The sequence below is a fragment of the Pseudomonas sp. NPDC086251 genome (genome assembly GCF_044746405.1).
GTDB lineage: Bacteria > Pseudomonadota > Gammaproteobacteria > Pseudomonadales > Pseudomonadaceae > Aquipseudomonas.
The window spans coordinates 401,067-426,313 of the sequence record NZ_JBIVBY010000001.1 but is presented as its reverse complement, the minus strand read 5'-3'; the positions used below and the strand labels follow the sequence as shown (position 1 = coordinate 426,313).

The following is a 25,247-nucleotide window of genomic DNA, read 5'->3' as shown; positions in this document are numbered from 1 at the left end:
GTCACGCCCCTGATCTCACCCCTCAGGGGCAATCTTGATATTTGAAACGAGGCCTATCCGCCGCTTCGCTACATTCCCCGCCGCGCCACTGCCGCGCCCGCCGTCACTGCCTGCCCTATGATGGACTCGATGTTTTGATCGACCATCGACTGCAACGCTGCGGCCGTCACTCCACGGTAAGCCATTAACGACTCAAGCAGTTGCTGCGGATCATGGGTGGCAAGCAATTGTCCGCCCCCTACCACTACGCCTCGTGCAGCGCGCTGCGCAATGGCAACAGGAATGCCAGCAGCCACTGCCTGATCAGTGAGCGCCATTTGAAGCAATGCCGGAAAGGCTGGCCCGGTCCCAGACAATGCACTGAGGTAGTCAATGCAGTCTTCATCAGGCACTTCGCCTGCCGTCCCGACACACTCAAACAGACGCTGCACCCATTTGCGGTCGCGCTCATCAAGTTTTCCGGCACTGTACCAAGGCGTGAATGATTGCCTGATTTCCACGGCCGCATTGGGCATGGCGCGCACAACCACAGCGGCACCGGTAGCCGCGCAGATGGCTGCCGCCGTGACACCCGCCATCAGGGAAATCACCAGTTTGCCACTGGCGTTAATCTGCAGTTCACGGAACTGCTCCGGCCGAATGGACAGCACAACAATATCGCTGAGGTCCACCAGCTGCTGGTTGTCGACCAGCAGTCTTACGTCTGGCCCGAAAGTGCTCGTGCCGGAGCGGTTTGAGATCAACAAGTGGTCGGGGCTCAGGAGGCGACTATCGAGCAGCGCCTCGGCGATAGCGCGTCCCAGCCAGCCGGTGCCGCCGATGATGCCCACGGTTCTATTCGCCATCGGCAGTTGACTCCTCGAATGTTTCGACCAAGGGTACGAAAACGCCGGGCTCTTTTTCCGCGTAGCCGAACTTGCCATAAAAGCGGTCCAGCTCCCGTCGTTTCGGGGCCTTGCCGGTAAACACGCTTACGTACTGAGGAATCCGTCGAAACCGAACGACAATATCTTCAGTGGTCTTCATGGAGATGTAGCCGATCTGCGTCAGGTAGATCGTCCTGGCACGCACGTCCGCCGCCTCGTTTTCGTAGCCGAACCGTCGGAACATTGCGGCCAAGGCATTCATGCGCGCTTCGTCCGCCAGGGCGATTTCGTTTTTGACCTCGTCTGATTGCAGTGCCCAGCTGCGCACCGCAAATTCAAACTGAGAATCGAACAGTTCAGGGTTCACCCAGCACTCGAAGATGTTGAGAATCGCCTCGGAAATACTTTCCGCGTAGCTCTCGCACTGGCTCACCATACCGCCGGTGTTTTTGTCCTTCCATCGGGCCAGGAGTGCCGCGAGCAGCTGCTCACGGTCGGTGTAGAACCAGTAAAAGCTGGTACGCGACAAGTTCAAACGCTTGGCCAGCGGCATCACCCGCACGGCATCGACCCCCGACTCTTTAAGCGCATCGTAGGCAGCGTCCAGCCAACCATCGACGGACCCTCGCCAGCCGGCATCCTGCGCTTTGGTTTTCCCCCTTCCTGCCTGCGACATCCAGGTGCACCTTCATGTAAAAAATTCTTCGCCACTGTACACCTCAAGGTCCGTGGCGTACACGGCATGTACAGTGGCGTACATTTTTTTGACGGCGGTCGCAGCGTCTCAAATGCTCTCTATCAATTCCTTTTTTTAGATAACGGCACGTTATCTTTGCCCCAGTAAAAAAGTTGCTAGACGATTAGAACCCATGACACCCAATAATGGTTCTACCAAAAAAAACAATAGGTAGGTGCCATGAAGTTCAATAATAAAGTGGTGATTATCACGGGCGCTGCTGGGGGCGTCGGCCAGGCATTAGCGTTATTGTTCGCCCGTGAAGGCGCCAAGCTTGTTTTGTCTGATCTTGACGAAGCCGGCTGCAAACTTATTTCCGCCAAAGTCCGAGACTTAGGTGCCGAAGTGCATTATCTGACCGGCGATTTACGCCGCAAAGAATATTGCGAGGCCATTGTTCAAACGGCTGTCGATCTATTTGCGGGTATCGATATCGTGTTGAACAATGCGGGCATCATTCCCCGGGGCACCATTGAAGAAACAACTGACGAGATGTGGTTTGACGCCATGGGCGTCAACCTGAATGCAGTGTTCTTCATCTGTCGTGCAGCGATACCGCACATGAAAAATCGCTCTGGCGCCGCGATCGTTAACACATCATCGGTTTGGGGTATTTATCCCGGCCCCGCTCACGTGGCGTATTGCACAAGCAAAGGTGCGGTTGCGGCTTTAACCAAGAATCTGGGCCGCGATTGTGCCCCTTTGGGCATCCGTGTGAATGCCGTCTGCCCGCACGAAATCAATACGCCCATGATACGCAGTGGCTTTGCACGTCGAGGTCTGGATCCGGACAAGGCCGTGCAGGAGTTAAACAAGAGCGTGCCACTGGGCCGGATCGCCGAGCCCGAAGACATTGCGGATGTCATCGCATTTCTGGCGTCCGATGAAGCCAGGTACATCGCCGGTGAAACGGTGGAAGTCACAGGTGCCAAGCCGGTATCAGGCTAAGGAGAGCTAGCAATGCTTAATGGTAAAAATGTAGTGGTTACCGGGGGCGGCAGAGGCATTGGTCGGGGCATTACCGAAAAACTGCTTGAGGCGGGGGCGTCGGTATTGATCGCTCAGCGCCAGGTATTGGACGCCGAGTTGCAAAAGCACCCCCGAGTCTATTTCGTCGAGGCCGATCTCGCTTCGACAGACGCTCCCGGATTGATCGCGCAAGTCGCCCAGAAGCAACTCGGCGGAGTCGATGTTTTGGTAAATAACGCGGGATTCATGTTCGAAAAATCCATTGACGATATGACCGAGCAGGATTGGGACCGCATGATGGCTGTGAACCTGCGGGCACCGGCATTTTTGTGCAAGGCGCTCGTGCCACAGATGCGACTTCGAGGCGCAGGCAGCATCATCAATATCGGTTCGATCGAAGGGATAGGCTCTAACCCTGAACATGCTGCCTATTGTGCCTCCAAAGCGGGCATCCATGGATTGACCCGCGCCTTGGCTGTCGATCTTGGCCGGGACAGCATTCGCTGCAATGCCATCGCACCTGGGTGGATCAATTCTGAGTTAAGTGATGCGTATCTCGCCAACCAGGCTGATCCTCGTGCGGCGCGTCAGGCCCTCCTGCGACTTCATCCAGTTGGACGCACCGGAATGCCGACGGATATTGGAGGCGCAGTCGTTTTCCTGGCCTCCGAACTATCGGCCTTTATCACCGGCCAAGTGCTGGTGGTGGATGGGGGCCGCACAGCGAAACTACCGCTGCCGTTTTGAATGGATGAGCCACGACTGGCAACGGGGAGCCTCCGGCTCCCCTTTTTTCATGTTGCGCAGCAGCCCGACGTTGATTCATACCTGCGGAACACCTTACTCACGTCTTTGCTTTAATCGCATACCGTCCCCGATGATCAACCACGCGGCACCGACAACTACCCAATCGTTAACCTTCTCGTCCGGCCCAAAACTCATGCCAACGAATGACCGAACTGACGCCCAGTTTCGTTATGAGTTTGGGTGGTAGCTTGCTGGGGCCCGGTGCATGACTGAAACTATCGAGAAACTCAGAGCGCGTACCCGATGCCAACTCCGCAGCCATCACGCCTGCGAGGGTACTTTTGACCGTACCCAGTCCATTTTCGCAGCAAGCCGAATACAGGTTTTCTTCAATTTCGCCAAATGCAGCTGCGCTGTTCCGACTCAAACACAGACGGCCGGCCCAACTGAATTCCAACGCCGTGGATTTCAATTCGGGAAAACGCGCATCCAAGGAATGGCGCTGTTCCTTGGCCACCGCAGCTACACGCTCTGGAGTCACCTGGATACTCGGGTCATAGGTGAACTTTGTCCGAATCACAATACGCGAGAGACCGTCTGAAGAGATCTTGCGAACGGTCGCGCCCATTGGATCAGCCGGCAACAACGCCCACTTGGCTTTGCCCGGCACCTCTTTCCTGAATGCATTATCACTGTACGCCGCCGTCATGGAAGCGTAAGTGAAGACGTGCAGCAGTCGTCCTTGATAATGGCCAAAGTCTTCGATGTGGCCGTTAACCCCCAGGATGACCTTGGGGGCCTGCACCGTCCCGTTATGCGATCGAGCGTTCCAACCGCTTCCCTGCCTGGTCAACTCAATAATCGGAGAGCGTTCGAACAGCGTGATTTTCCCTTCGAGCCCTGCTGCCAGGTCTCTAATGTATTGCGCGGGTTGAATCATCACTGCGCCGGGCGTGTAGATCCCACCGTGGTAATAGGTGGACCCAGTGATTTCGCGCATTTGCGCAGCATCAAACATCTCGAACTTCTCACCAATGCGCTCAAGGGATTGAGCGTAATTGACGTTCAGCTTCAATCCCCGCTCAGTGGCGGCCGCGTTGATCTTCCCGGAAGGGTCGAACGTGTCGCCAGACATGCCGTACTCCCGTGCAGCTTCAGCGGCAAAAGCAATCGCAAAACGATTTTGCGTGATTTCCAGTGCCGTTGCAGACTCACTCGCCACGGAGTATTCCCCGGACGACAGACTGTGCGGCACATCAATCATGAAACCAGAGTTTCTGCCCGCCGGCCCCTTGGCGACTTCATGAGCATCGACCACAACAATGCTGTCCCCCGGGTGCAGTTGTGAAAGTCTGCGAGCGGCGGACAGGCCGGCAAAACCGGCCCCGATAATCAGCCAATCCGCCGTCACGTTTCCATCAAGCATGCGGACAGGCGCAGTGCGTGCGGAAATCGCCTCCCAACCTGAAACCCCGGTGTCTACCGGCAGGCGCTTGATGGTATGGGTGCTCATTTTTCGGTCTCTTCATCCGACCGATCAGACACATCGATCCAGATTGTTTTGATTTCGGTGTACTGGTCATGGGCAAAAATGGATTTGTCCCGACCGCCGAAGCCCGACTCCTTGTAGCCACCGAATGGTGTCGAGGCGTCGCCCTCACCAAAGCAGTTCACGGTGACGATGCCCGCGCGAATTTCCCGCGACAACCTGATGGCCCTTCGCAGGCTTGCGGTGTAAACAGAAGCTGCCAGGCCGTAGACCGTGTCATTGGCCAACGCAATGGCCTCGGAGATCGTGTTGAAGGTGGTGACCGAGAGAATCGGGCCGAAGATTTCTTCCTGGAACAGCCGGCTGTCTCGACCAACACCGTCAATCACCGTTGGCTCTACAAAGGCACCGTCTTTGGTCGCGCCACCGTAAACAACTTCAAGTTTTGCGGCGGTGGCGTGCTCAAGGTACGACTTCACTTTGGCAAAATGCTCAGGGCTGACCAGCGACCCTACGCGGTTTTCGGGATCGAGGGGGTCGCCCATCTTCCATTCGCGGATGTAGGCACCCATGCGCTCCAGCAGCTCGTCTTTAACGGATGCGTGGACGATCAGACGAGACGTCGCGGAGCAGTTTTCGCCCATGTTCCAGAACGCGCCGTTGACGACATGTTGAGCAACGAGATCCAGGTCTTGCGCATCGTCCATCACCACGGCCGGATTTTTTCCGCCGCACTCAAGGACGATGCGTTTCAGGTTCGAATCGGCGGCGTAATGCAGGAAACGGCGGCCGGTCGCGGTGGAACCGGTGAAGCTCACCATGTCGACATCATTATGCAAACCAATGGGCTCACCGACGTCTTTGCCCGTGCCGGTCACAATGTTGAGCACACCAGCGGGTATACCGGCTTCAAACGCCAGTTGAGCGACACGCAACGTCGTCAGCGAGGTTTGTTCAGCAGGTTTGACGATGACCGAACAGCCCGCAGCAAGCGCCGGGCCGATTTTCCAGGCAAGCATCAGCAGCGGGAAGTTCCAGGGCAACACGCAGCCCACCACGCCGATCGGCTCCCGCACCACCATCGTCAGCGCGTCGCTGCCGACCGGGGCGGTGTTGTCATAAATCTTGTCAATCAGTTCTGCGTGCCAGCGGATCGTGTGGATGGTGTCCGGGATGTCGACCAACTGACATTCACTGACCGGTTTGCCGCTATCGAGGCTTTCAAGGACGGCCAGTTCGTGTTGATGGCTTTCAAGCAGGCTTGCAAACTTCAATAGAACCGCTTTGCGCTCCCGAGGAGAAATTGATCTCCAGCGTCCATCCTCAAAGGCCTCCTTGGCATTGCTTACCGCGAAGTCGACATCTTCGGACGAACACGCTGCGACGTCGGTTAAAAAGTCACCGGTCGCCGGATTGTTCGTGGCGAAGGTTTTGCCAGAGATCGCAGGTTTAAACGCGCCATTGATGAACGCCTTGGATGGCAACGAAATGTCTTTGGCCAGAGCGGCATATTCGGCCTTGCTCAGAAGATCACCCATGGCTGGCTCCCGAAGAAATGTTGGCTACGTTACGTTTGAGTTCGGTAATGACTGACGCGAAACGCTGCTTTTCGTCCGCTTCAAGTGGCTGCAATGGCAGGCGCACGTTTCCGACTTTCAATCCGGCAACTTCGCAGCCGTACTTGATCGACTGCACGAACTTGCCACCGTCCAGGGCATTCATCAGCGGCATCATTGCCGACATGATTTGACGGCCTTTGTCGAAGTTCTTTTCGATCACGCAGGCTTCATAAAGCGCTACGTGTTCCTTGGGCAGGAAGTTGGAACCTGCACACACCCAGCTGCGGGCGCCCCAGGCAAAAAACTCGAGGGCCTGGTCGTCCCATCCGCAGGACAAGGCGATGGTGGGGAACTGCCGGGCCAACATATGCACCTGGCCCATGTCGCCGGAACTTTCCTTGATGGCGACGACGTTTTTCGATTGGCTGACACGCGTGAAATATTCTTCGTCCATCGAAACGCACATGCGCCCCGGATAGTTGTAAAGCATGATCGGCAAGTCCGCTGCGCGGTCGATAGTGAGCGCGTGAATCGCGTTTTCCTGTGAGGTTGGCAGCGCGTAAGGCGGGGACGTGACGAGAATGGCGTCTGCCTTGATCGATTTGGCATCCTTGGCGTACTGGACCGCATCTTCGGTACGAATCGCCCCGGTACTGACGATCAGTTGCACGCGAGTGCCGATCACATCTTTGGCGTAGGCTGCCAACTCCGTGCGTTCTTCCGACGTCTGCGCGTAATACTCGCCGGTCGACCCGCCGATAATAATGCCGTGCACCTTCGCCTCAATCAGAGACTCCAAAACGTCCGAATACACATTCCAGTCAATCTCCCCATCAGCGTTATAAGGAGTTACTGCTGGCGTATAAATACCTTCAAATTTCAAGATGAATGCTCCGAATGCGAGTCAGGTGGAAAATCAACGAGCGCGACAGCCTTGATGCCCTGCGGCGCGATAAAAGCATTTTGAAACAGTGATGTTGCGAAAGTGTTTTCATAGATCATTGGAGCGACCAGAAGGAAGTTTCGAAGAGTTGCCTAATTCATGGGAATGACCCAGGCGCCTCAACTCTCTCGAATGGCTATATAGTTTCAAGCCTTTATAAAGAGCACTTTTGCTGCCCTTTCACAAATGACCTCCAGAGGTTTTTTACCGACTAGTCGACTAACTGTTGAAACCAGACTGGCATGGGCAAAGAAGGCGGTCAATAGAGTGTATTTCTGACGTATACATTCCTAGATAGGTGCACAACTTGTTCTTAAAAATTATTTTTCCTTTATTTTCAATGATTTGAAATTTCCTCGTCAAAGCCACTACGCCCATTGATAACATTTGTTTATGCATTGATCAGCGTAAAAGTTTCTTGTTGATGCATGATTGCCGTCGTAGCCTTACAACAGCGATATTCTGCCGGCGAATTGCAAAAAAGAATGTCCCGAACATTCGTTCGATTAGTTTGAATCTGTTTGTCTGGGCCCCGAATGATGAGCTGTAGAGAAATTGCTATTGATGCAAACATCGGCATTACAAAAATGCCTGCATGAGTAAGGTCTTGAACGAAATGAGTGCACGGATGGCACCACCATCCAAGAAGGCACATTTTTCGTAAGACGCTTCCTGGACGTGGCAACGCGTTCCGGTTCGCAGCTAAAAGCAGCACAGTTTGATGGGCCTGGATCCACAAACGGTACTGCTAACTCAAGACCGTTTGGCCTTACCTCGCTGAGCAGGCTGAATGTGTCGCCCCCTTGGTTTTTTGGAGTGTGTTGACCGTGAGCACTAAATCGGCCGTTTCAAATCTAATCGCGCAGCGCAAGCCTGACCACGCGCTGCCAGGTGCCCTTTATAGCGATCCAGACGTTTACAGGCAGGATCTGGAACAGATCTGGCACAAAAGCTGGATCTTCGCAGGGCACACATTTGAGCTGGAGAAGTCAGGTCAGTACCTGTCGCTGCAAATCGGCGATTACCCTGTCGCGATCGTGCGCGGCGCAGACAAGCAGATTCGTGCATTTCACAACGCCTGCCGCCATCGCGGCTCCAAGGTGTGTCCGGAAGCAAGCGGCAAAGTCGCCAAACTGGTGTGCCCTTACCACAAATGGACATTCGAGTTGGACGGCAGACTGCTTTTCGCCGGGAACATGGGGGACGATTTCGACAAGTCTCAGCACGGCTTGAAGTCCGTGCATTGTGAAGTCGTCGAAACGTACATCTATGTGTGCGTAGCTGATGTCGCCCCAGACTTTTCGTCGTTCAGAAAAGCCGTTACGCCTTTCGTTGCGCCTCATAATCTTGACGACTGCAAAGTCGCGTTTGAATCGAACATCATCGAGAAAGGTAACTGGAAACTGGTTTTCGAGAACAACCGTGAGTGCTACCACTGTGACTTTACCCACCCGGAATTGATGCACTCCTTCGTGGACAACCCATCAGTGGGCGGCGCCGGCGGCGATGAAGATCTCGAACTGAAAGAGCACTGGGATCGCTGCGAGGCCGCAGGTTTGCCTAGCCGATTGGTGATGGATGATGAAGGTCGTTTCCGAATGACGCGCATCCCCCTGTTTTCCGGGGCCGTCAGCTACACAATGGATGGCAAGCCGGCGGTCGCTGGCCGGTTGGACACAACCGGTGAAGCCAACATTGGTGCGTTGCTTTATTTCAACTACCCATCAACCTGGAACCACTTTCTGGGCGATCACGCGCTCAGCTTCCGCGTTCTGCCCATCGGTCCGGGCGAGACGTTGGTCACTACTAAATGGCTCGTCAAGAAGGACGCTCAGGAAGGTGTCGACTACGACATCGATCGATTGACCAAAGTCTGGCTCGCAACCAATGACCAGGATCGCACCTTGGTGGAAGGCGCGCAGGTCGGGGTCAGCTCCCCTGCTTTCGAGCCAGGCCCGTTGTCGGTGGCCAGCGAAATTGGTGTGTGCCAGTTTGATGATTGGTACTGCAAAACGATGCTTGAGCAGCTCAATGACACGATCCCGTTAAGATCTGTCGGTTAAGCGCAACACTGCCGGTGGTGAGAACCACGAATGATCACCACCGGTACATCCAACATCGGCCTCATCGCTACTCAAATGACTGCTTCTATCCTCTAAACAGGTCCGGAAAACTGGGCGAGAATCCAGTCGCGTAGTCGGCAACAGGCGTCGTCATTGACCCGATCTTCACGGAATGTCAGATAGTGCTGGCTTTCATGGAGAACCACTTCTTCTTCGATCGGACGAATCAGCGTGCCGTTTTCGATCAGGTTTTCCACCAGGTGATTCCATCCCAGCGCTACGCCTTGGTGGGTCAACACCATGCTAATCACCAGGTTGTAGTCATTCGCGTTGAAAACGTGAGGGCTGTCGTGGGGTCGCTTCTCGATATCAACATCGTGATAAGCCAGCCAAACGCCCCAGTCAACGTGCTCCGCTACCTGGGATCTGCCGTAGGGACTGAGGTTTAGCAAAACCCCGTCGCGTAATCCTTCCAGACTGGACAACTCAGGGTGCTCCTCTTTGTAACGAGGCGTGCACACCGGGTAGATGACGTCATGAAACAACGGATAACTGCGGTAGCCATCCTGAATCCTGGCCATTTTAGTAATGAAGATATCTGGAGTTACACCCGGCTCCATCGACAAAAAGTTTTGAGTGGTGACCAGATTGAGGTCGATGTCCGCGTTCCTGGTAAAAAAACCCGGCAGCTTCGCTGCGAGCCAGAGGGCTGAAAATGCGGGAGAACAGCAAAGCGTCAACGTGCGCTTGCCTGCATTGTTGGTGCGGATGCGCTCCGCCGCCTGGGAAATGTTGACGAAAGATAACTGTGCGGCATCAAAAAAGATGGACCCGGCTTCCGTCAGCTCGACTGCTCGCCCCACCCTTTTGAAGAGATCTACCCCAAGGTACGCCTCAAGCTCCCGAATCTGACGGCTGATTGCAGCTTGAGTAACACACAACGCTTCAGCCGCACGCGTAAAGCTCTGATACTTGGCGGCGGCTACGAATGACTTCACGGCCTTTAGAGACGGCATTTTCAGCAGCGTCATGTCTGGATCGATGTGCTTAACCATAACCTAGAGTATTGAATATCCGGTTCGGGGCCCTTTCGAGGCCGTTAGGGACGAGATCGGCGAGAGGGTTGCACCTGGAGCCTTCGCTGGAGCGTAGCTGAAACAGAGGGTCTAAGACAGTGCCAGCGGCATTCGTCTTCGCAACTAGCACTGCCGCAGTCGCAAATTGACACAGCCCAATGATTGATAACATAGCGTTATTGATTGGCGGGAAGAAATGTTGTTAGACGCTGACTCTATTAGGTAATAACTTGGTTATCAAGGTACTGCTTAATTCAGCGCTGATAAAACAAAAATAATAAACATCACATAATTAAGAGGATGGTCATAATGACTAATTCCCGATCTTTCTCCCAGCTTGACTGCCCCCACACGCACTGTCTTAACTGATCAAGAAATGCACACCTGAATTCTTGATCTTACGTCGTAATTGCAGCAGGAGGGGTTATGAGTCTTGGTGACGAGATACTCTCGGTAAAAAACATTTACAAAGTCTTTGGTGCTCAACCAAAGCTCGCGATGGAGATGCTGGCTCGCGGTGCTGACAAGAATGAAATTTTCAGCAAAACCGGTCAAGTCGTTGGCGTTTTCGATGCCAGTTTCTCCGTAAAACGCGGTGAGATTTTCGTCATTATGGGGCTTTCCGGGTCTGGAAAGTCGACGATGGTTCGACTGTTCAACCGACTGATCGAACCGACCTCTGGCACCATCCATCTCAACGGCCAGGAAATCACCGGTTTGTCGGATGCTGATCTCCTGAGCGTACGCCGCAAAGATATGAGCATGGTGTTTCAGTCCTTTGCCCTGATGCCCCACATGAGTGTGATCGACAACGTTGCTTTCGGCCTGGAGATCTCGGGTGTCGAAGAACGTGAACGGCATAAACGTGCACTTGAGGCGCTCAAGCAGGTGGGACTCGATGGTCACGCCTACAGCTATCCGCACCAACTGTCCGGCGGTATGCAACAGCGGGTAGGCCTGGCCCGAGCGCTGGCCAACGACCCCGCCATCCTGCTGATGGACGAAGCCTTCTCGGCACTCGACCCGTTGATTCGCCACGAAATGCAGGGTGAGCTGATCCGCCTGCAGGCAGAACAGCATCGCACCATCATCTTCATCTCCCATGACATTGACGAGGCGATTCGCATCGGCCATCGCATTGCGATCATGGAGGGTGGCCGGGTAGTACAGATCGGTACCCCGCAAGCGTTGCTTTGCAACCCCGCTAACGATTACGTCAGGGCTTTCTTCAAAGGCTTTGATGCCTCGAAGATTCTAAAAGCGGGTGATGTTGCCAAAATCTGCGCAGAACATCCGTACGCCGTCGATCAATCCACGCCAACGCTGCGTGACGATGTACTTCTGCAGGATGTCTTTCACATCGTGGCTGATGCTGTTAATCCAGTGGCCGTGCTGGATCGCCAGGGTGTGTTTAAAGGCACGATTTCCAAGAGCCTACTGCTTCAGACAATGAGCCGACACTAATAGCCTCCATTGGCTGGCTTGCCAGGTTCGGACATTCAGGTGATTACATGAACGAATTCAGTTTTCTAGACCCGTTTCAATCCATCAACGTCCCGTTGGGCCAATGGGTAGAAGTTGCCCTGAATTATCTGGTTCATAACTTCCGCGAGGTATTCCGCTCGATCAGATGGCCAATCGACCAAGTGCTTAATGGTATTCAATTCGGATTGTTGGCTATTCCTCCGTCAATATTCATTATTATTGCAACGCTCTTCGGCTGGCAGGTAGGAGGGAAAAAGATAGGAATTCTTTGTCTCGTCACCCTCACCCTCTTAGGCGTGATCGGCGTATGGAATGACGCGATGATCACCCTCGCCCTGGTGCTCACTTCACTGTTTTTCTGTGCAGTTGTTGGCATACCGCTGGGCGTCCTGTGCGCCAGGAGTGACCGGCTGGAGATGCTTCTGCGGCCGGTACTCGATGCAATGCAAACGCTGCCTGCCTTTGTTTATCTGGTACCCGTGGTGATGCTGTTTGGTATCGGCAACGTGCCGGGAGTACTGGTCACCATCATCTTTTCGGTCGCTCCACTGGTCAGGCTCACCAATCTGGGCATTCGCCAAGTACCGGAAGACAAAGTTGAAGCAGCCCGGGCCTTCGGATGCACCCCACGCCAGATGCTGAGGCGGGTTCAACTTCCTCTAGCTGCACCGACGATCATGGCGGGTCTGAATCAGGCGTTAATGTTGTCACTTTCCATGGTGGTGATCGCATCAATGATTTCGGTTGGCGGGTTGGGAATGATGGTACTTCGCGGGATTGGCCGCCTTGATATGGGCCTGGCAACCGTTGGTGGGTTGGGGCTGGTATTGCTGGCGATTTTCCTCGACCGACTGACCCAGGCAATGGGCGAACGCAGTAACAGGGCAACCCAAGGTGAGCACTGGTACCAGACAGGCCCGGCGGGGGTGATTTATCGCCTGAAGAGAAAAACCCCTGTTACGAAAATAGAAGTCCGTCCCAAAGAAAGTTAACACCGCTAAGCGGCGCGTCCTGAACCAAAAGAAATGCCAACCTCTTAATCCAGCCAAGGCAAACGATAATGAACTTCACGACCTTCGGAATAAAACAGAAATTCATTCATTCTGTGGCACTTTTAGTACTCGCGGTTTCGCCAATTTTCGCATCGGCCGCCACGGCGCAGGAGCCCGGAAAAGGGGTATCAATCACCCCGATTTTCCCGTCAATTGCCGAAGAGCGATTTCGTGGAGAGATTGCAATGGCCGGTCTCAAGGAATTGGGCTACGACGTTGAGACGCCTAAGGAAACCGAGTACTCCACCATGATGATTGCGATTGCCAATGGTGACGCTGATTTCTCGGTTCATCTGTGGGAGGAACTACACAAATCTTTCTATGCGAAGGCCGGCGGTGACGAAACGATGGTGAAAACCGGCGAGATTATGCCGGGCGTACTACAGGGCTACATGATCGATAAGAAAACGGCTGACGAATATCACATCACCTCTCTCGATGATTTGAAAAAGCCAGAGATTGCCAAGCTGTTCGACAGTAACGGTGACGGCAAGGCAGATCTGACAGGTTGCAACCCCGGCTGGGGCTGTGAGCTGATCATCGCCCACCATATGAAAGCCTATGGCCTGGAAAAGACCGTTTCCAATAACCAGGGCTCCTATTTTGCCCTGATGGCCGACACTATTGCTCGTTACAAACAAGGCAAGCCGATTCTCTATTACACCTGGGTACCTCAGTGGATCTCCGGTGTTCTGGTCGAGGGTAAAGATGTGGTTTGGTTAACCGTGTCGCGTACGGATCTCCCAGGTGGCAAAAACGATACCAACACAACCTTTAATGGCAAGAACCTTGGTTTCGCGGTAGACAGTGTCAAAGCGGTCATCAACAAAGAGTTCGCCGAGAAAAATCCGGCGGCCGTGAAGTTCCTGTCTGAAATGCAGATCAGTACCGACGATGAGAGCGCGCAAAATCTCAAAATGCACAATGGTGAGAAAAGTGCAGCTGACATTACTCGTCACGCAAAAGAATGGATCGCGGCGCATCGCGCGAATTACGACAACTGGCTTGCAGACGCACGAGCAGCGGCTAATACCACCACCGCAAAAAAATAGTCCCTTCATTTAAACATGCATAAAGTTGCCCTTCCCCGGGCAACTTTTTCATCCGTCTCGGCGTTCATCATTCAGGAATCATGAAATGCAGTTGTATTCATTCGTCCAGAATTTCCGTTACCAGGACGCGCCCCTGCATACACGCGAGTTGGTTAAAACTTGCCTGCTCGACATCATTGGTGTGGCCGCAGGTGCTCGCGACAATCAAACCAGCGCAATGCTCAAAACCTACGCTGACACCCACTACTCTGCCAACAAGCTGTGCAGCCGCCTTTGGTTCGACGGCAGAGCCGTACATCCATTGGGCGCCGCGTACGCTGGCGGTTTCTGCGTTGATAGCCTGGATGCACATGAAGGTCACTTCACATCCAAGGGGCATGCGGGGGCAACCGTTGTCCCGGCCATTGTTGCATTGGTCGACGCGTATCGCAGTCAGGGCAAAGACATCAGCGGCGAGGAATTCCTCAGCGCGCTGTGCATCGGTTACGAAACCGCCTTGCGGGCGGGCCAGGCATTGATGGCCACTGCCCCTGAATATCATGCCTCAGGTGCCTTTTCCGGGATCGGGGTCGTTTGCGCCGGTGCCCGCCTGCTGAAGCTTGATGAAACGACGTTCCGTCATGCACTGGGGATCGCGGAATACTTTGGCCCCAGGTGTCCGATGATGCGCCTGGTGAGTTTTCCAACAATGTTGCGTGATGCCCACGGCGCCGGGGCGTATGCCGGACTGAACGCTCTATTGATGGCGCAGCTAGGAGTCACCGGCGCTCCAGCCGCCACCGTTGAACCGTTGGAGATTTCCACTTTCTGGCAGGACATCGGAACCCGGTGGGAAATCGATGAGCAATATTTCAAGCCGTGGCCGGTATGCCGCTGGGCGCAACCGGCACTCACCGCCATGACCGATTTGATGCGTGCGCACCCAGTCATCGCGGCAGAGTTGATCGAGACCATAGATGTCGAAACATTCCATGAGTCGGTGTGTTTGCAAGGGCATTTTCCGAAGAATGCGGACGAGGCCCAGTATGCGCTGGCGTTCCCGTTGGCAGCCTTGATCGTTCGCGGGAAGCTGGGGCCAAAAGAGGTCACCGGGGATTCCATTCATGCGCCAGACATCTTGAGCATCAGCGAGAAAATAATCCTTCATGAAGCGCCTGACTTGTCCGCCAGGTTCCCGGAGGAAATTCTGTCCCGCGTCACGGTCACCCTGAAAGACGGCACGCGTCTTACCAGCCCAACCGCGACGGCCAAGGGCGACCCAGGCAACCCTATGTCGACTGAAGAACTCAGCGCTAAATACCATTTACTGGCTGATGACAGCTTGGGAACCACACTCAGCAATGCCATCAAGCACAGTGTTGAAGCATTGGCCGGTAGTGATGACTGCCAATCATTCTTTAGTTTGTTGCTGTGCGCTCCAAAAACCGCTGCCTAGTGTCAAAGAGGATTTATGCCATTCGTATTCGAGAGCGTGCTCAAAGACAAGAACATGGGGTACTCCTATACGGCGGAAAAACCAGAAAAGCCGCAGGCGGTGACACGTGTAGTGTTTGTGCTTTTGAACAATTTCTCGATGCTGTCGTTTACCGGCGCTATCGATGCGCTGGTGACCGCCAACCTGATTAGCGAGACACCGGCGTTTGAGGTGTTGACTGTCGGCATCAAGAGCCGTCTGGTAATGAGCGATCTGGGAATTGCGATTTCAGCAGACCTGGAGCTATCACAACTACCGGAGCGTATCGACGTTCTCATCGTCGCCGGTGGTTTGCGAGTGAAGCTGATCAGCGACCCACTATTACGGCGCAAGCTGCGTAACGTCGCCTCTCTTGGCGCAACCATGGGAGGTTTGTGGAACGGTGCATTTTTCCTGGCGGAAGCTCAGCTAATGGACGGTGTCGAGTGCGCCTTCCATCCCGATGGGCGAGCGATGATGGAGGATGTATTCCCCAAAGTCCTGGTCTCTTGTCGAACTCACGTAATAGACAGAAACCGTATCACGTGCGCCGGCGCCAGCAGCTCGCTTCGCATGATGCTGGAGCTCATCACCGCTAAACAAGGCGTGTCGCTGACCCAGGCTGTCGAGGAAATACTCAGTTGTGATCAAACCACTGAAGTCTCTGGGATATCGACTGTCATCGTTGACTCTGATCCCACCTTGCCACAAACCCTGAAGCTCGCTTTAGAACTGATGCAAAAGAACATTGAAGAGCCGTTATCGATCGACGAACTGGCTGAGTGTGTGAACATTTCCCGTCGACAATTAGAACGTCGCTTCTGCCGTTTCGTGGGTGCTACGCCCACACGCTACTACCTTGAGCTGCGCTTGACGCGTGCGCGTCAACTTATTCTTCAAAGCAATCGGCTCATCACCGACATCGCGATTGCGACCGGCTTCTGTAGTTTCGCCAATTTCCATATGCGATTTCGAGACTTCTTTGGTGTAGCTCCGAGTAGTTATAGAGCGACATATGAGCGCAGACGCTAAGTTTTCCGAAACCAGGGGCGACGAGCGTCGCCTACGGAGCCTCTACAGGACTCTGTAGATCTCAGAAACCACCTGCATCGTTGCGTCTTCGATTGTTCCTTCATTACGGCATAAAACCCAGCCGTGATCGGCGATCGCTCGCTCAAACGCCTCGGTACAAGCGACATGTTCTTCCAGCTTATGGATCACCGTACTGCTCAGCCCACGCCGTCTTGCCGTCGCCCTCGCCCATGAAACTTCAGGGTCGGCGACGACCCCGACATGCAGGTCTGGCACTCGCACGTTTCGATCAATGTTTAACTGCAGAATCTCTGCAAACGGGATTGTCCGGCGAAACGCGGCATCAGACGGGTACCAGCGATCGATCAAGATGATGCTGCCTGGCGGCTGTTTAGCCAGCACGTGCCGGGAAATCCAGGTACGGCTTTCCGCAAAGCGCTCACACACCTCCAACTCTAAATCCCGGGAGGGATTTCTGACGAGTTTGTTAACGAGGGCCATTGTTTCACCCCGATAGGGATCGCTTTTGCTCTCGCAAAGTCGGATCACCATTTTGTTGTCTGCCCTCAGTACTTTCGTAACGGCCTCCAACAGTGTGGTTTTGCCGGTTCCCTTGGGCCCATCTAGAGAAATAAACAGCGGAGGATTCATTCTTCACATAACAATTGATAGAAGGTTTTTTTTGCCCGGTCCGTTCGCTGGAAACGCTTGGCGCGACGATGCGAATCGAGTGGCGGGCCTGGAACAGATATTGATGAACACTCTAACCTGATTTGCTGCCGGGTATATCAGATGTATCTGACTGGGTGATTGCCTGGAAGAATCGATCGCGCCGGCATGGGCAAAGGGCACTGGACGCCTTGTCGTCGATGATCTCCTCGCTGGCAAGACGTCCCACTATCGCCGCCAGCGTAATTCCAAGGTGACCTGCCGATGGTACGACAGCGGGATAGTTTGTGTATCACGCAGGAACTGGAGCAACAGATTTCACTGGATTTCGTAACGTTTCCAAACGGGAGCCGCTGTAGTGAGTTTCCCGGAATAGCCGCCACCGTCCAAACAATCCGTAGACATGCGTAATCCGGCCCTGCTCCTGATAGCCCATGCGAATGTGCAATTTGAGCGCCGGAATATTGTGCGTCTCGCAGACATCCACCACCTTGTTCAATCCCTTGGCTTGCATGGTATTCCATAATGCAATTTGGGCATCGACTGAAAGACTTGTCCCAAAATAAGGACGTGTCATTTCTCCGCCAAACTCAAAAAATTCGCCCTCTTTGACCGGAAACCGGCAGCCATAGTAATGGCGGTCATGATAGTCGCGTTCGCTTGCCCATATGAATGCAATGGCATCGCCTTTGTCATCTAGATACATATGCCCCGTATGGCCTTCCGACGCCAGTTCGCGCATGGTGTCCACCCGATCGCCAAAATGCTTGGAGAACGCAATCGCATTATCTACATCTATGGTCACTAGACTCACTGAAGCATAAGGTCTTAATTTGTGAGGTGATACGGGGGTGATCAAGTCACGCTCCATCCACAGTAGCTCCCAGTGGAAAAACACATAACGTTCCCAGAGAGTTTTAACTGTACGTCGAAATCCCTTCTTCTTTATTTGGTCATAGAACTTCCTAAATGGGGTCATGCTGCTGCCTCGTGGACGTGAGATAAAAAATACCGCTAGTTAGGAAGACAAACTCAATTTCGCGAGGATGAAATCGAACTGGCCACCGGTTGAAGTGGGTATAGATCAACGTCACTTAGTGCGTACCAATTGCCCGACGCAATATTTGTATCAAAATGTTACGTTGATATTTTTGCAATTAAAACAGTGAGTTAGTATTTTTTGTGAACTTCATGTAACTAGCAATGATTGTCGATTGCTATTATTTGTTGCGCGAATGTTGAACAGGGTTAATTCACTCGCTTAAAGACAAAGAGCCGTCGGTTATATGCAACACAGTGCACCCGGAAACTCACCTCCGGAAAATAGATTAAAAGCTCACTATTGAATTCCCAATATCAGGGGATAAGCCCCGATATTGGGCTGAAATTTACAGGGAGCCGCTTGACCTGATTAAAAGCCTCAATCGCGGACACTGGATCATCTGGCTGTCTACAATGGTCGGTCTGCTTATTTATTTCGGGATTTATTGGTTTGCCCGACGCACGTCGATTTTGCTGGCCTCGGAAGAGGAGCAAGTCGTTGCCAACAAGACCTTCGGCGGCTTGGTCGAAATGTCCACGGCAGTCGCCCACAGTCTTCGCACCCCCCCCTCGCCTGCATTCGCTCTAGCGCAGAATTGGCGAAAGAAATGGACGGTCAACCCGCCAAGAAGTACATCGACGATATCGTAAGTCAGGTGGATCGGATGTCTCGGTGGGTGCATGAATTACTGTTGTGTTTGAGCCCGATCCGTGGCGAGGTGGAACTGGTAGAACCGATGCCCGGCTAATCCCTATCTGGGAGATAGGGCATTCCAAAAAAAGTTCGCCTCACCAGCCACTCAGGGACGAGCTGATCAGGCTGTGACTGGCGAGGCGAACAACTAGACATTAGCTTAATCCAACAATTTGTCGCTCTCTTGATGCGCGATCACTCCCAGCACGCTGCACCACCCTCCTTAAGAAGATTGGCACCGTCGGCATCGCCCATGGCGATCTTCGGGCCGATAAATCCAAAGGCGTTGAGGGTCGCACACAGAGCTTGAAGTTGGTCTAGGATGCGTGAATGGCGGGCTGGAATTGGCGTCTTTCGTCACTTACACCCTGCTGCTCGAGCGAATCAATGAAGCCTTTGACCTGATGCACATCGAGCTGCACCGTCGCCTGGGGCTCGGCCCCGGGCACTTTCGTCTGACACCCTGATACGGAGAAGACAACGTGAACACCTTGAAACTTCACCCTGCACTGGACAACGGTATCCAACCCGCCGCCGCGAATTTCGCAGGTGGCACCCTGCAATGCCTGTGTGCGACCGACAAGGTCGAAGTCAAGATCGACGCACAAACCCTGCATAACCACGCGTGCGGTTGCAGCAAATGCTGGAAACCGCAAAACGCGACGTTCGCCGTCATTGCCGTAGTGCCTCGGGATAAGGTCACTGTCACCGCCCACGGTGAAAAACTGGCCATTGTCGACGAAACCGCCACCATCCAGCGGCACGCCTGCAAGCAGTGCCACGTCCATCTCTTCGGGCGCATCGAGAACAAGGATCATGCGTTTTATGGCCTGGACTTCGTCCATACCGAGCTCTCTCCCCAGAGCGGATGGGCAGCGCCAGGCTTCGCAGCGTTCGTGTCCTCCATCATCGAAACCGGCACACCGCCAGCGCAAATGAAGGCCATCCGTGAGCGTTTGCGCTCGATCGGCCTGGAGCCCTATGACTGCCTGTCTCCGGATTTGATGGACGCACTGGCGACTCATGTCGCCAAACAGAAAGGCCTGCTACCCGCCGGCTGATTGATTGGCCGCTGATATTGTTGATCATGGAGTCAACCGGTAATCCCGGTTCACTCCATGAGCCGCTCGCGATCAGCCCGCCGCGACGACGGTGATTTCCACCAGCAAGTCCGGCGCCGCCAGACGCGATTCAACGGTGGCACGTGCCGGTGCATGGCCTTCTGGCGCCCAGGCGTCCCACACCTCGTTCATGCCGGAGAAGTCGGCCTGGATGTCCTTCAACCAGACCTGGGCGGTGAGAATGCGGGTTTTGTCCAACCCGGCCTGCGCCAGGAAGTTATCGATTTTCGCCAGTACCTGAGCGGTCTGGCCCTTGATGTCCTGGGTCCGATCGGTGGCCGTCTGGCCGCCGAGGAAGGTGAAGCCGTTGCATTGAACGACGCGGCTCATGCGCTGATTGGTTTCGATGCGTTTGATGTCCAGCATGTGAACTCCTCAATGTTGCGGGATGGTTGAAGCGGAAGGAAAAGCAGACGCCAGTGTGCTGGCGGCTATGGAAAATCGATCGATGGCGAACGGTTCCAGTGAGATGTCCGAATGCTCGCCAAGTATGAGCTGGGCCAGACGCTTGCCGGTGCCGGGCCCCATCTGAAAGCCGCTGCCGCAAAAACCGAATGAGTAACTCAGGTGACTGGCTTTACGACTGGCGCCTATCACCGGCAGATCATCGGCGGTGAACGCTTCGACACCAGCCCAGACACGATTAACGCCCAAGTGTTTTAAATGTGGAAACAAATCAGTGACCGTGCGCGCGCTGTTGCCCAGTCGCTGCATGTCGACCTCGCCATGGCGCGCGAGAAAATCCAGTGACCCGATCAGCTTGCCACCAATCACTACCGTACCATTGGCAAACTGTTTGAACGACAGTGCTCGGGCTGTGGCACCCAGCACGGGGGCACAGAAAGGTGCGACGCGATGGGTGACCATCAGCATCAACCCTTCCGGGTGCACGGGCACCGGCTCGCCAATCTGGGCCGCCAGGCCTGCGGCCCAGGCGCCCGCCGTCACCACCAGGTGTTCGGCAGTGAAACTGCCTGCAGGCGTCGACACTCGCCACTGGGTACCTGTCTGCTCGATGCGTTGCGCGCAGGTGTTTTCGTGAATCTGGACGCCGCGTTTTTCCGCGGCCAGGCGAAACGCGGTGACGGTTTTGTAAGGCACCGCGTAACCGTCGTCTTCGACCCAGATGCCGCCCGTCACGTGCCGCGCTATGGCCGGTACTGTGTCGAACACCTGGTGTTGATCGATCAACACCTCATGGCTGAAACCCAACGCCTGAAGGTGCTCGACCCGCTGCCGGCACTCCTCCAGTTCCGCCGCGTTTTCCGCCAGTTTGAGCTGGCCGCTGGGGACAAAACCGCCGTCATCGCCCAACGTATTTTTCAGGTCATGCCACAGCTCGCGTGAGGCCAGCGCCAATGGAATTTCCGCAGTGTGACGGCCCAACGTGCGCACGCCACCGGCATTGACGCCGGAGGCATGGCGGCCGCAATACTCCGCTTCCAGCACAGTCACCTTGACCCCGGCGTGCGCCAGATAAAACGCCGTGCTCAAGCCATGGATACCGCCACCGATGACCAGCACATCGGCCTGGCGTTTGCTCGACTCACTCACCGGCCAGCTCTCCCAATGTGATGGGCTTGATCGGCGGACGAATGCGGTAGTAACCCACCTCCGCCGCCGATACGCCACGGGCCTTGGCGATGACTTCGGTCACGGTCAGGCCGCACATGCGCCCCTGACACGGCCCCATGCCACAACGACCAAATGACTTGGCCTGATTCGGGCCCGAACACCCCAGGGCGACGAAGCCGCGCAGTTCGCCCGCCGTCACTTCCTCGCAGCGGCAGACCATCACCTCATCGGCCGGAATACGGTTTTGTTCTTTGGGCTGATAGAGCGCATCGAGAAACGGCCGAATCCGCACGTTGGCCTCAAGCTGCACGCGCAACTCGCGAGCCTTGTCATCACGCTCAGCGGTGCTGAGGGTCTTGAGTTGTGAGGCGATCCCCAGCGCCGCCAGCTGGCCCTGTACGGCCGCGGCCTGAGCGCCACCGATGCCGGCACCGTCTCCGGCGACATAGACACCTGGCACATCCAGCTCACCCCACGGATCGGTGACCGGCCTGAAACACAGCTGATCCAGATCCCATTCATGCCGGGCGCGCAATGCCTGGCTGAACTGGATATTCGGCACCACGCCCTGATGCAGCAGCACGCAGCGAGTGGCGATGCGCTGCGCCTTGCCAGACACGCTGAAGGTCAGGGCCTGTACCGCCTCTTCGCCCTCAACCGCCAGTTGTTCGGCGCCGCTGTAATGAGCGATCCCGGCACTGCGCAGGCTGCGCATCAGTTCCAGCCCCTTGCGCAGATAAGGCCAGGCGCGCAGAGCCGCAAACAGGTGCCGACGGGCACGCCAGTAATCGTCGGGACGCGTGGTGTCGATCAGGGCTTTGATCTTCACGCCGGCGCGCAGGTACTGCCAGCCGAGCAAATACAGAAGCGGTCCACAACCGGCCAAGACCACCGGTTCGCTCGGCGCCAGGCCTGAGCTTTTCAGCAGGATCTGCGCTGCACCGGCACTCATCACGCCGGGCAAGGTCCAGCCGGCAATCGGAAACGGCCGCTCCATGGCACCGGTCGCCAGCAACACGGCGTTGGCGTCCAAGGTATACAGTCGCCCGTCGCGCAGATAACTGACCTGATGATCGCGGGTCACCTGCCACACCGAGGCACCTTTTTCATAGCGCACGCTCGATGATGCCAAGGCCTGGACCAGTTGATTGCCGTGAGCATAATCCGGCCCGAGCAGATCCCGTCGAGACAGCGGCGCCAGGGTGATGCCCCGATAAATCTGTCCACCCGGACTGCCCTGCTCATCCAGCAACACCACCTGCAAACCCAGCCCAGCCATTTGCGTGGCGGCGGCCATGCCGGCCGCGCCTGCACCCACCACCACAACATCGACGGTTTCGCGGTTCATGACTGCACCTCCACGGCCTGGACATTCATCGGTTGATAGATCAAATCCCGGGCACCTTCCTGGGACCGAATGCGCATGCCGTCAACCACGTCGATCAGGCAGCTTTGGCGATTGGGAACGCCGTCGATGTCCACCAGGCACTCGAAGCACACGCCCATCATGCAATACGGCGCACGGGGTGACTCGCTGACCGGTGTGGCGCGAAACCGGCTGATGCCGGACATCAGCAATGCCGCAGCGACGCTGATGCCGGCGGGCACCGTCAGCGGTTGATCATTGAAGGTCAGGCTCACAGTCCGCGTCGCCCTGACTTCACTGATGACGGGTTGAAACAGCGGATCAGTGCGCATGTGAAAACACCTTGTCAGTTAGAAAACGATCACCGGTAAACACCTCCAGCTCATCGGGAGGCGCCCCACCCATGATCCACGGCGCGATGCGCAAGGCATGGGCCGCTGCCAGGGTCACGCCGCTGTGGCAAGTGACCACGAAGGCACCGGGGTGGGCGCTGGATTGCTGGTAGATGGGAAATCCGTCCGGACTCAGCACCCGCAAGGCGCCCCAGGCCCGTACCAGCCGCACATCGCGCAGCAACGGAAACGTCGAGACGCCGCGTTTGGCGATGGCCGCCAAGACGTCGGTGGACGTGCCGTCATCGAAGCCCACCTCCTCCATCGAATCGCCCAGCTGCACCGTGCCTTCGTCGGTCTGGCGGACATTGAGGGTCGGGTAATCGAGAAAGGGCCGCACCCGCTCACTGATCAACACCTGCCCGCGATTCGGTGCAACCGGCGCATACAGGCCCACCTGCCGCGCCAACGCCGCGTTGCCGAGCCCGGCAGCCAGCACGACCCGTGGCGCGACAAAGCAACGCTGACCGGCCTTGACACGAAATTCTCCGGGGGCGCAATCGATGCGATCGACCTGCACGTTGCCATGCAGTCGTGCGCCCTTGGCCAGCGCCGACGTGTGCAAGGCCCGCAGCAGTTTCAATGGATTGACGTGGCCGTCCTGCGGCGTGTAACTGGCGCCGATCACGGCCGGTCCGATCAGCGGCAAACGCGCTTTCACGTCGGCGGCGTCCAGCATCTCGAACGGGTAATCACCCAACGCATCCTGCAAGGTCTGTAAGCGCCACTGGCGCTCCAGCAGTTCTTCGTCGCTGAAGCACGGGTGAAAACCACCCGGTTGCTTGAGCTGCACGTCGACGCCGCTGTCGGCCATCAGTGCTTGCGCGAACGCCGGCCAGCGACTCGCCGAAGACCGGGTCCAGCGCGCGTAATCCGGCAAGTCATGGCCCTTGCCCTGGACCCAGACCAGGCCGAAATTGCCTCGCGAAGCGCGAAACGCATCGTCGCCCTGATCGAGCACCACGGTGTCGACACCGCTGCGGGCCAGCCCATAGGCCACCGCCGTCCCCACCAGCCCGCCGCCGATCACAATCACGTCCGACTGCACGACGTTGTGTCTGTCCTGGCTCATTTGCCTTCTCCGATCAGTACCCGATCCAGCCCGACCAGGCGATCCAGCACCAGCATCAACAACACGGTGCCGACGATCAGCACCGTGGAGACGGCGGTGATCAGCGGATCGATGGTCTGGGAAATCTGGTTGTACATGGCCACCGGCAAGGTGGTGGTGCCAGGCGTGGCGACGAACACGGTCATGGTCAGTTCGTCGAAGCTCTGGATGAATGCCAGCATCCAGCCGCCGATGACACCGGTGCGGATCCGTGGCAGGACCACGCGGTAGAAAGCCGTCCAGCGCCGCGCGCCGAGGGACAAGGCGGCCTGTTCGATGTCGCGCTCCAGGCCAATGGTCGAGGCCAGCGTCAACCGCAAGGCATAGGGCAGCACCACGATCACATGGGTAATGCTCAGCGCCCAGAACGATCCGCCAATCTGCGCCATGGAGAAAAATCGCAAAAAGGCAATGCCCAGCACCACGGAGGGAATCATCAGCGGCGACAGCAGAAATCCGGTCAGGGTGCTACGCCCCGGAAACTCGTAACGGCTGATCGCCAGTGCTGCCGGGACCGCCAGCAACGTGGCGACGGTGGCCGAGACCAGGCCCAGCTTGAGCGACAGGAAGAACGCATCGAGCATTTCCTGGTTCTCCAGCAACGCCCGAAACCAGCGCAACGACAAGCCGTTGGTGGGCAGCGACAGATAGCCCTTGTCGGTAAACGCCATCGCCATCACCACCACCAGCGGCGCGACGATAAACGTGATGAACAGCAGATGAAACAGCAGCGAGAAAAATCCGTTCTTGTGCATG

25 protein-coding genes are annotated in these 25,247 nt (G+C 55.8%); 11 read left to right on the top strand and 14 right to left on the bottom strand.

Annotation, left to right across the window (positions count from 1 at the left end; translation table 11 throughout):
- Window positions 1-68: 68 nt before the first annotated feature.
- A complete protein-coding gene (locus tag ACIPL2_RS01905) occupies window positions 69-845 on the bottom strand; it encodes a pyrroline-5-carboxylate reductase family protein (protein ID WP_401352493.1) in 777 nt (258 codons plus the stop codon).
- A complete protein-coding gene (locus tag ACIPL2_RS01900) occupies window positions 835-1,542 on the bottom strand; it encodes a TetR/AcrR family transcriptional regulator (protein ID WP_401352490.1) in 708 nt (235 codons plus the stop codon). Before ACIPL2_RS01900 ends, ACIPL2_RS01905 begins: the two co-directional genes overlap by 11 nt.
- 240 nt (window positions 1,543-1,782) lie before the next feature.
- Between ACIPL2_RS01900 and ACIPL2_RS01895 the strand changes: the two genes are divergently transcribed.
- Complete coding sequence (locus ACIPL2_RS01895; protein ID WP_401352487.1) at window positions 1,783-2,550, top strand: SDR family NAD(P)-dependent oxidoreductase; 768 nt, start codon at window positions 1,783-1,785, stop codon at window positions 2,548-2,550.
- Between the two features lie 12 nt (window positions 2,551-2,562).
- A complete protein-coding gene (locus tag ACIPL2_RS01890) occupies window positions 2,563-3,318 on the top strand; it encodes an SDR family NAD(P)-dependent oxidoreductase (RefSeq protein WP_401352485.1) in 756 nt (251 codons plus the stop codon).
- A 166-nt stretch (window positions 3,319-3,484) separates the two neighbouring features.
- Here ACIPL2_RS01890 and ACIPL2_RS01885 read toward each other — a convergent pair whose 3' ends face one another.
- Genes ACIPL2_RS01885 through ACIPL2_RS01875 form a run of 3 tightly spaced genes read right to left on the bottom strand, consistent with a single transcriptional unit; the run spans window position 3,485 to window position 7,249 of the window.
- Window positions 3,485-4,831 carry an NAD(P)/FAD-dependent oxidoreductase gene (locus ACIPL2_RS01885; RefSeq protein WP_401352482.1) on the bottom strand — a complete coding sequence of 449 codons (1,347 nt, stop codon included), beginning with the start codon at window positions 4,829-4,831 and terminating at the stop codon, window positions 3,485-3,487.
- Window positions 4,828-6,345 (bottom strand): aldehyde dehydrogenase, encoded by a 1,518-nt coding sequence (locus ACIPL2_RS01880; protein WP_401352479.1) that lies wholly within the window; start codon window positions 6,343-6,345, stop codon window positions 4,828-4,830. Before ACIPL2_RS01880 ends, ACIPL2_RS01885 begins: the two co-directional genes overlap by 4 nt.
- Window positions 6,338-7,249 carry a dihydrodipicolinate synthase family protein gene (locus ACIPL2_RS01875; RefSeq protein WP_401352476.1) on the bottom strand — a complete coding sequence of 304 codons (912 nt, stop codon included), beginning with the start codon at window positions 7,247-7,249 and terminating at the stop codon, window positions 6,338-6,340. The genes ACIPL2_RS01880 and ACIPL2_RS01875 overlap by 8 nt, the downstream gene beginning before the upstream one ends.
- Window positions 7,250-8,136: 887 nt before the next feature.
- Here ACIPL2_RS01875 and ACIPL2_RS01870 point away from each other — a divergent pair.
- Window positions 8,137-9,372 (top strand): aromatic ring-hydroxylating dioxygenase subunit alpha, encoded by a 1,236-nt coding sequence (locus tag ACIPL2_RS01870; protein WP_401352473.1) that lies wholly within the window; start codon window positions 8,137-8,139, stop codon window positions 9,370-9,372.
- A gap of 92 nt (window positions 9,373-9,464) precedes the next feature.
- On the opposite strand, the gene ACIPL2_RS01865 is transcribed toward ACIPL2_RS01870, so the two are convergent.
- Complete coding sequence (locus ACIPL2_RS01865) at window positions 9,465-10,427, bottom strand: LysR family transcriptional regulator (RefSeq protein ID WP_401352470.1); 963 nt, start codon at window positions 10,425-10,427, stop codon at window positions 9,465-9,467.
- A 447-nt stretch (window positions 10,428-10,874) separates the two neighbouring features.
- Between ACIPL2_RS01865 and ACIPL2_RS01860 the strand changes: the two genes are divergently transcribed.
- From ACIPL2_RS01860 to ACIPL2_RS01840, 5 genes are all read left to right on the top strand, one after another.
- Complete coding sequence (locus ACIPL2_RS01860) at window positions 10,875-11,912, top strand: glycine betaine/L-proline ABC transporter ATP-binding protein (protein ID WP_401352467.1); 1,038 nt, start codon at window positions 10,875-10,877, stop codon at window positions 11,910-11,912.
- An 8-nt stretch (window positions 11,913-11,920) separates the two neighbouring features.
- A complete protein-coding gene (gene proW / locus ACIPL2_RS01855; protein WP_401353332.1) occupies window positions 11,921-12,925 on the top strand; it encodes a glycine betaine/L-proline ABC transporter permease ProW in 1,005 nt (334 codons plus the stop codon).
- Between the two features lie 68 nt (window positions 12,926-12,993).
- Window positions 12,994-14,037: a glycine betaine/L-proline ABC transporter substrate-binding protein ProX gene (gene proX, locus ACIPL2_RS01850; RefSeq protein WP_401352464.1), complete on the top strand. Its 1,044-nt coding sequence runs from the start codon at window positions 12,994-12,996 to the stop codon at window positions 14,035-14,037.
- An 85-nt stretch (window positions 14,038-14,122) separates the two neighbouring features.
- On the top strand, window positions 14,123-15,472 hold the full coding sequence (locus ACIPL2_RS01845) for an MmgE/PrpD family protein (protein ID WP_401352461.1): 1,350 nt from the start codon (window positions 14,123-14,125) through the stop codon (window positions 15,470-15,472).
- 15 nt (window positions 15,473-15,487) lie between these two features.
- On the top strand, window positions 15,488-16,522 hold the full coding sequence (locus ACIPL2_RS01840; RefSeq protein WP_401352459.1) for a GlxA family transcriptional regulator: 1,035 nt from the start codon (window positions 15,488-15,490) through the stop codon (window positions 16,520-16,522).
- A gap of 42 nt (window positions 16,523-16,564) precedes the next feature.
- On the opposite strand, the gene ACIPL2_RS01835 is transcribed toward ACIPL2_RS01840, so the two are convergent.
- Both ACIPL2_RS01835 and ACIPL2_RS01830 read right to left on the bottom strand, forming a co-directional pair.
- On the bottom strand, window positions 16,565-17,173 hold the full coding sequence (locus ACIPL2_RS01835; RefSeq protein WP_401352458.1) for a dTMP kinase: 609 nt from the start codon (window positions 17,171-17,173) through the stop codon (window positions 16,565-16,567).
- A 310-nt stretch (window positions 17,174-17,483) separates the two neighbouring features.
- On the bottom strand, window positions 17,484-18,170 hold the full coding sequence (locus ACIPL2_RS01830; protein ID WP_401352455.1) for an N-acetyltransferase: 687 nt from the start codon (window positions 18,168-18,170) through the stop codon (window positions 17,484-17,486).
- 670 nt (window positions 18,171-18,840) lie between these two features.
- Between ACIPL2_RS01830 and ACIPL2_RS01825 the strand changes: the two genes are divergently transcribed.
- The 3 genes from ACIPL2_RS01825 to gfa all read left to right on the top strand — a co-directional run bounded on the left by ACIPL2_RS01825 (window position 18,841) and on the right by gfa (window position 19,987).
- Window positions 18,841-18,981 (top strand): hypothetical protein, encoded by a 141-nt coding sequence (locus ACIPL2_RS01825; protein WP_401352453.1) that lies wholly within the window; start codon window positions 18,841-18,843, stop codon window positions 18,979-18,981.
- Between the two features lie 289 nt (window positions 18,982-19,270).
- Entirely contained in the window at window positions 19,271-19,393 is a 123-nt protein-coding gene (locus ACIPL2_RS01820; RefSeq protein WP_401352451.1) for a hypothetical protein, read from the top strand.
- 15 nt (window positions 19,394-19,408) lie between these two features.
- On the top strand, window positions 19,409-19,987 hold the full coding sequence (gfa, locus tag ACIPL2_RS01815; RefSeq protein WP_401352450.1) for an S-(hydroxymethyl)glutathione synthase: 579 nt from the start codon (window positions 19,409-19,411) through the stop codon (window positions 19,985-19,987).
- A 72-nt stretch (window positions 19,988-20,059) separates the two neighbouring features.
- Here gfa and ACIPL2_RS01810 read toward each other — a convergent pair whose 3' ends face one another.
- The 6 genes from ACIPL2_RS01810 to ACIPL2_RS01785 are packed head-to-tail and all read right to left on the bottom strand — an operon-like array spanning window position 20,060 to window position 25,246.
- Window positions 20,060-20,413, bottom strand: coding sequence for a RidA family protein (locus ACIPL2_RS01810; RefSeq protein ID WP_401352449.1), 354 nt, complete (start codon window positions 20,411-20,413; stop codon window positions 20,060-20,062).
- Window positions 20,414-20,422: 9 nt separating this feature from the next.
- A complete protein-coding gene (locus ACIPL2_RS01805) occupies window positions 20,423-21,601 on the bottom strand; it encodes an NAD(P)/FAD-dependent oxidoreductase (protein ID WP_401352447.1) in 1,179 nt (392 codons plus the stop codon).
- The gene (locus ACIPL2_RS01800) at window positions 21,594-22,970 is read right to left on the bottom strand and encodes an NAD(P)/FAD-dependent oxidoreductase (RefSeq protein ID WP_401352445.1); all 1,377 of its coding nucleotides are present in this window, start codon (window positions 22,968-22,970) and stop codon (window positions 21,594-21,596) included. Before ACIPL2_RS01800 ends, ACIPL2_RS01805 begins: the two co-directional genes overlap by 8 nt.
- Window positions 22,967-23,320, bottom strand: a complete 354-nt coding sequence (locus tag ACIPL2_RS01795; protein WP_401352444.1) for a (2Fe-2S)-binding protein — start codon at window positions 23,318-23,320, stop codon at window positions 22,967-22,969. The genes ACIPL2_RS01800 and ACIPL2_RS01795 overlap by 4 nt, the downstream gene beginning before the upstream one ends.
- Window positions 23,310-24,452 carry an NAD(P)/FAD-dependent oxidoreductase gene (locus tag ACIPL2_RS01790; protein ID WP_401352442.1) on the bottom strand — a complete coding sequence of 381 codons (1,143 nt, stop codon included), beginning with the start codon at window positions 24,450-24,452 and terminating at the stop codon, window positions 23,310-23,312. The genes ACIPL2_RS01795 and ACIPL2_RS01790 overlap by 11 nt, the downstream gene beginning before the upstream one ends.
- Window positions 24,449-25,246: an ABC transporter permease gene (locus ACIPL2_RS01785; protein ID WP_401352440.1), complete on the bottom strand. Its 798-nt coding sequence runs from the start codon at window positions 25,244-25,246 to the stop codon at window positions 24,449-24,451. Before ACIPL2_RS01785 ends, ACIPL2_RS01790 begins: the two co-directional genes overlap by 4 nt.
- Window position 25,247: the final 1 nt, after the last annotated feature.